Source organism: Streptomyces sp. BF23-19, assembly GCF_041106355.1.
Lineage (GTDB): Bacteria > Actinomycetota > Actinomycetes > Streptomycetales > Streptomycetaceae > Streptomyces > Streptomyces virginiae_A.
The window spans coordinates 1-5,251 of the sequence record NZ_JBGBPT010000021.1 but is presented as its reverse complement, the minus strand read 5'-3'; the positions used below and the strand labels follow the sequence as shown (position 1 = coordinate 5,251).

At 67.8% G+C, this 5,251-nt stretch carries 4 protein-coding genes and 1 pseudogene; all 5 read right to left on the bottom strand.

Annotation, left to right across the window (positions count from 1 at the left end; all coding sequences use genetic code 11):
* Positions 1 to 37 precede the first annotated feature (37 nt).
* Positions 38 to 865, bottom strand: coding sequence for a dimethylargininase (gene ddaH / locus AB8A24_RS14435; RefSeq protein ID WP_369475931.1), 828 nt, complete (start codon positions 863 to 865; stop codon positions 38 to 40).
* 85 nt (positions 866 to 950) lie between these two features.
* Positions 951 to 2,231, bottom strand: a complete 1,281-nt coding sequence (locus AB8A24_RS14430; protein WP_369475930.1) for an MFS transporter — start codon at positions 2,229 to 2,231, stop codon at positions 951 to 953.
* Positions 2,228 to 3,571, bottom strand: coding sequence for an acetyl-CoA carboxylase biotin carboxylase subunit family protein (locus tag AB8A24_RS14425; protein WP_369475929.1), 1,344 nt, complete (start codon positions 3,569 to 3,571; stop codon positions 2,228 to 2,230). Before AB8A24_RS14425 ends, AB8A24_RS14430 begins: the two co-directional genes overlap by 4 nt.
* On the bottom strand, positions 3,564 to 4,823 hold the full coding sequence (locus AB8A24_RS14420) for an ATP-grasp domain-containing protein (protein WP_328964400.1): 1,260 nt from the start codon (positions 4,821 to 4,823) through the stop codon (positions 3,564 to 3,566). The genes AB8A24_RS14425 and AB8A24_RS14420 overlap by 8 nt, the downstream gene beginning before the upstream one ends.
* Before the next feature lie 15 nt (positions 4,824 to 4,838).
* Positions 4,839 to 5,251, bottom strand: a pseudogene (locus tag AB8A24_RS14415) (CTP synthase); the annotation flags it as partial.

Genomic DNA, 5,251 nt, shown 5'->3' with positions numbered 1-5,251 from the left:
CCAGATCACCGACCTGGGGCTCTGCCGCTGTTCGGGGTCAGCGGAGTTCGAGCGTGCAGCACTTGACGCTGCCGCCGGCCTTGAGGAGTTCGGTGAGGTCGACACCGATGGGCACGAAGCCGCGCTCGCTCAGGTGCTGCTTGAGGTGCACGGCGGCGTCCGGGAGCAGGACGTGGCGGCCGTCGGAGAGGGCGTTGAGGCCGAAGACCGCGGCGTCCTCGGCCGTTGCGAGGATGGCATCCGGGAACAGCTCGCGCAGAACGCTCCGGCTACCGGGGGTGAAGGCATCTGGGTAGTACATGATCTCGGTGTCGGAGAGGACGGCCAGTGCGGTGTCCAGGTGGTAGAACTCGGGGTTCACCAAGGTCAGTCCGATCACCGGGAGCCCGAAGAACTCCTGGGCCTCGGCATGCGAGCGGGGATCGGTACGAAAACCGGTGCCGGCCAGCACCTTGCGCCCGACCACCAGGTAGTCGCCCTCGCCTTCGTTGATGTGCTCGGGCCAGTGGACGTCGGAGTAGCCGTTCTCAAGGAACCAGGACAGGTACGCCGGCCCCTCCGCGGTACGTTCGACGTGGCGGAATCTGGCGGCGAGAACACGGCCGTCGACCACCGTGGCACCGTTCGCGGCGAACACCATGTCGGGGAGGCCTGGCAGCGGATCGATCACCTCGACGGTGTGACCCAGGCTCTCGTAGAGGTCCTTGAGTCCCACCCACTGTGCCAGGGCGAGCGAACCGTCCACCGGCTTGGCCGGGTCCATCCACGGGTTGATCGAGTAGGTCACATCGAAATGCTGCGGCGGGCACATCAGAAAGCGCCGGGGGGTGGCCGTTCGGGGCTGGGATGTGTCGGTGAGTGACAAAGGGGTCTCCTCGTTCCTCGGAGTAGCGGGCCGCGGCGCAGTGTCGGTGCCGTGGCCGTGGGATACAGGGCGGGGGGAAGGGCCGTCAGTCCGAGCTCTTCGCCAGGGAGGCAGTGGAGCCCATTCGCCCGACGGCGAACCAGGCGGGGATCAGGGCCAGTACCGAGACAGCGCCGATGACGAGCCAGGAGGTCCGGCCCAGGCCGCTCCAGAGTGCGACACCGGCGGCCGGGCCGATGGCCGAGCCGATGCCGAACACGGCGTGAGCGGCGCCCAGGTAGCGGCCGCCGGCCCCGGCAGGGGCGGCGATGGCCGGATAGGCGAACATGGTGGGGCCTTCGATGATCTCGGCCAGCGTCCAGAGCAGGGTGCCCACGACGAACACCGCCACTCCGCCTGGCAGGGCGTAGAGGGCCATGCCGGAGCCGAGCAGACAGAAGCCCACGGTCAGCACGGTGCGGACGCGCCAGTTCTGGACGACTTTGGTCATCAGCAGTTCGAAGAGGATGACCACCGCGCCGTTGATTGCCACCATGACGCCATACCAGAAGGTGTCGAATCCGGCGTCTCGGATGGCCAGGGGGAGGGTGCTCAGGTACTGGATGTACACGGCGGCGTTGAGCAGCATGGCCAGCAGGTAGGCGACGTAGCGGCGGTCGCGCAGTACGGCGCGGTACCCGTTCGACTGCCTGGCTTCGACGGCGGCCTTCCGCGTGGGTTCGGCAGCGCGTTCTTGTCGAGGCAGCATCACGAGGACGATCGCGGCGTAGCCGAGTGCCGCAGCTGCCTCGCCGTAGAACAGCAGGTCGTACGAGACCGATACCAGTAAAGTGCCGAGTAGCGGTGCGGCGGTGGTGCCGACGTTCAGGGCCAGGCGGTACATCGCGGAGACCATCACCTGGCGGTTGCCCGGAATCAGTTCGGCGATGAAGGCGGCGGCGGCCGGGCGGTAGACCTGGCTGATCAGGCCGGCGAGTCCGACGGACACCAGAAGGGCCGGGTAGAGCCGCACATGCAGTACGGCGATCAACAGGACAGCGGTTCCCGCCATTCCCAGCACGATGGTCATCCGGGCACCGATGCGGTCGGTGAACGTGCCACCGAGCAGCACGCCCAGCACCGATCCGACGCCGTAGACGCCGAGCGCCACACCGCCTTGGACATCGCTGAAACCTCGGCTGGTCATGAACAGTACGAGGAAGACCTGAACGAACGAGCCCAGCTTGTTGACCAGGACACCGAAGAGCAGAGCCTTGACCGTGAAGGGTGCCTCGGAGAAGGTGGCGAGAACCCCGGCATCGGATGCGCCGGCCGTGGCCTCGGCGGCATTGGCGGGAGCCGTGTTGCTTGTCGTCTCCTCGCTCACCGCGTTTCGGTACGATCTCGTTCGACGACGCGCAGGGCGGCCGCCGCCGCGTCGAGTGCGGCTTCGCATTCCTCGACCTTCGCGGCGATCGCGGTAACGAAAGCGACCCGGCCGCTCAACAGCCCTCGCGGCGGCGGGGAAACGATGTCGCCGGGCGCGGCGAGCACGACCGCCTGGTCGATTTCGGGAGGCAGCGCCGCGGTGTCGAATTCCACGCTGTCGATCACCGTGTCGTCGTGGTCGACGTAGAGGAACCGCACCGCCGCCACCAGATCGCGTTCGACGTCGATCTCCGGATCGCGCCCGCAGGCCACTGCGGCCGCGATCAGGCCCGGATTGATCCCGGAGGCGGCCATGCCGAGGTAGGGGATCAGATCGCCGCCGAGCCGAGCGTTGACCTCGATGACCTTGGGGGCCCCGGAGGAGGAGAGCTTGAGCTCGGTGTGCGTCCAGCCTTCGGTGAAGCCGAGCGCGGTGTGGGTTTCCTGGAGCAGGTCCAGGAACAGGGGATCCGCGAGGAGCGGGTCACCGTGCGACACCACATGCCCGGTCTCCTCGAAGTAGGGCGGGTAGCCGATCTGCTTGTGACCGACGAACAGCGGGCGTACCCGCCCTCCGACGACTACGGAGTCCACACTCACCTCAGGCCCGTCCAGGTACTCCTCCACCAGAACGGCCTGGTTGTAGTCGGGCATGTGCGGCACGGTCGCCTGGTCGGCGAATCCGAAGCACTCGGTCATCTCCTGCGGGGACCGCACGAGAGAGACACCGAAACTGGCCGCCGCCGCCCGGGGCTTGACCACCACGGGATAGCCGATGCCCGCGGCCGCCGTCAGAGCCTCCTCGACATTGCCGACCAAGGCGAAAGCCGGCTGCGGCACACCTTCGAGGGCCAGGGCGGACCGGCTCTGGTGTTTGTCGCGGCACCTCCAGACGGCCTCGGCCGGTGTGGTCGGCAGGCCGAGGCGCCCCGCAACGGCCGCCGCTTGGTGAACCCGCGCCTCGTCCCAGCTCAGCACCCCTTGGACCGTCTCGCGGGAGGCGATCTCGAAGGCCGCAGCGGAGACCAGCTCCAGATCCGTACTCGAAACCACCGTGTTGCCCACCAGGTACGGGGATTGCCAGGTCGGCTCCACCGTGTCGATGAGATGGACCCGATAGCGCGTGCTGATGGCCGAGAGGAGGTACTCGCGGTACTTGTGCGGGCCGCTCGATATGAGAATCAGCAGGGGGTGCGTCCCAGTGTCGGTCCTGCCGGGCTTGTGCATCGGGTCTCCGTAAGGTGTGGGGCGGCCCGGAAGGGCCGAGTGCAGCGTGATGCGGTCGTACCGGCTAGACAACGTCGTAGAAACCCTCGCCGTCGAGGTACCGGGCCGTCATGTAGTCGTGAGTGACCACGCCTTCGACTTCGTGCAGAAGGTGGACCAGCATCGGGTAGGTCATGTCGTTGACCGTCCGCCGGATCTCGTCGCCGGCATGGACCTTGAGAAGTACGTCGTGGTAGCTCTCCAGCTGCTGCAGCTCGTCCATCCGGGGGTAGCCGAGGAGCTTGCCGCTGTTCCCGGAGATCATGTTGACGCAGACGGCGTGCCGGGCCACTTCGTAGCCCGTCTTCCAGCGGGACAGGAACGACTGGGGGTCCACGTAGGCCGCCACCGTCCACTCCAGCTGACTCTCGCCGATCGCCGCCCGTGTGAGCACCGGCAGCATGGCGCCACAGACCCGGGCACCCGTCTCGATCAGCCGGGGCCCTTGCGGAGTCAGCTTCACCTCGGTGTGAGCGGGGCCGTTGCGCACACCGAGCGCGTCGAGGACGGCCCCCGCGTATGCAACGAGGGCGGCCTGTTCCGGGCCTTCGCGCACCATCAGCTGTGAGCCGCCAAGGAGGTCGCGGACCCCGTTGACACCGAGGTGCTGCGTCTTCCAGAGGTCGCATACGTAGTGCTTGCCGTCGAGGCTCACGGTGTTCACGTAGTACTCGGCGCCCACCAGGTACTCCTGGGCGACCACCGCGTCGTTGCGCTGGCCCACAGCGCTCTCCATGCCCATCAGGTTCTCGAAGGCGGCGCGAACCTCGTCGGCGCTGTCGCAGAACGACACTCCGTCGTTGAGGGCGCTGCTGACCGGCTTGAGCACCACCCGGCGGGGAACGTCCCCGTACCACTTCAACAGAGTGTCGAGGTCGGTGGCGAGAATCTGGTCCGCGGCCGGCACGCCGGCCGCCTTGACGGTCTCGACCATGCGGAACTTGTCGCGCCTGGCGCTGCTCAGCTCGGTGCCGTTCGTACGCAGGCCGAGCGCCTCGCTGAGGGTGTCGGCCAGTTCCACGCCTATCTCGGCGCCGGCGAGCAGGGCCACCGGGGCGTACTGCTCGATGGCGGCCTGCGTCTTCGCCACGTCGCCCTCGTGCAGGATCGTCGCGATGAAGTCCTGCGCCCGGAACGAGGCCGAGAAGATGGCAGGGGGGGACGGCAGGCTCTGAACATGCAGGCAGTCGTACCCCTGGGCGTCGAACAGGGGAGCGAGGTGGCTGGCCGTCGAGTAGGCGTCGACGATGGCGACGACCGGTCGGGAGTTCGGTGTGCGGCTCATGACGGGTCTCCTTCGTTACGGTGTGAGAGCGAGTCCGGCAAGGGGGGCCGGGGCGGAGTCGTGAGCAGCAGGTTCTGATGTCCCGGAAGCGGCGTTCGCCCTGATGTCGATGACCGCCTTCACCAGGCCGGCGAAGAGGGGGTGGGGGCGCGTGGGGCGCGAGCGCAGCTCCGGGTGGGCCTGGGTGGCCACCAGGTAGGGGTGCACCTCGCGCGGGTACTCGACGTACTCGACGAGCTTGTTGTCCGGGGAGGTACCGGAGAAGACGAGGCCCGCCTTCTTCTCCAGCTCGCCGCGGTAGGCGTTGTTGACCTCGTAGCGGTGGCGGTGGCGCTCGTCCACGTACGCCTGGTCGCCGTAGACCTCGCGCACGATGGAGCCCTCGGCGAGCTTCGCCGGGTACATGCCCAGACGCATGGTGCCGCCCA

Coding starts and splice junctions, on each gene's coding strand:
- AB8A24_RS14420 (WP_328964400.1), bottom strand. CDS start 4,823: ATGAGCCGCACACCGAACTCCCGACCGGTCGTCGCCATCGTCGACGCC.